Origin of the sequence: Dietzia papillomatosis NBRC 105045 (genome assembly GCF_001570845.1) — a bacterium.
Taxonomy (GTDB): domain Bacteria; phylum Actinomycetota; class Actinomycetes; order Mycobacteriales; family Mycobacteriaceae; genus Dietzia; species Dietzia cinnamea.
The window spans coordinates 1-604 of sequence record NZ_BCSL01000127.1 but is presented as its reverse complement, the minus strand read 5'-3'; the positions used below and the strand labels follow the sequence as shown (position 1 = coordinate 604).

Annotated in this window: 1 protein-coding gene and 1 pseudogene; both read right to left on the bottom strand. The window is 68.2% G+C overall.

The genetic code is table 11. The features are described 5' to 3' along the window. Window positions 1-195: 195 nt before the first annotated feature. Window positions 196-390 (bottom strand): hypothetical protein, encoded by a 195-nt coding sequence (locus DPA01S_RS16125; protein WP_061917952.1) that lies wholly within the window; start codon window positions 388-390, stop codon window positions 196-198. After that, window positions 383-604, bottom strand: a pseudogene (locus DPA01S_RS17420) (hypothetical protein); the annotation flags it as partial. The gene DPA01S_RS16125 and the pseudogene DPA01S_RS17420, both read right to left, overlap by 8 nt.

The window sequence follows — 604 nt, the reverse complement described above, 5'->3', positions numbered from 1 at the left end:
CCGGCTGACCTTTCCTCCGCGCCGCATTCCTTGCACCCGCGTCGCGACAGTCCTGCCCTGCCAGAGTGATTACATCCCCTTTCGTCCCACGGGGGTGTACGGACCAAGGTCCACTCCGACGTGGTGATCGCGTCTAGTGGTCGTGTGGGGTGCCTAAGGTAGGTATGTCCCCGCCTCGCGCATATGCCGACCGTGCTACCCAACGACAACGACCCCGCCGCGAGCGTTCACGCTCGGAGCGGGGTTCCAGTCATCGCGGGTCAGGCGAATGAACGCCAACTGCACGCCGCCGGGGGCCGAGAACTCGAAATCACCGAGCGAACCGGACATGACGGTGATCGTGTCGGCCACGATGGTGTCGCCGCCGAATCTCGTACCGGAGTCACCCACGGCCGTTCGGGGTGTCCGGCCCTGGGGCCGGCGGCGCCTCGACGACCGGCGGGGCCACCGATCCGGGCAGCGGCGGTAGTTCGATCCCCAAGTCGACCTGCAGATCTGCTACCAACTGGCCGATCTGCGGCGCGGCGATCGCGCTTCCCGCAACGGCGCCACCGACGAGGGCCAACGGCAGGAGCGAGCCGAGCGACCCCCCAGCCGAACCAGG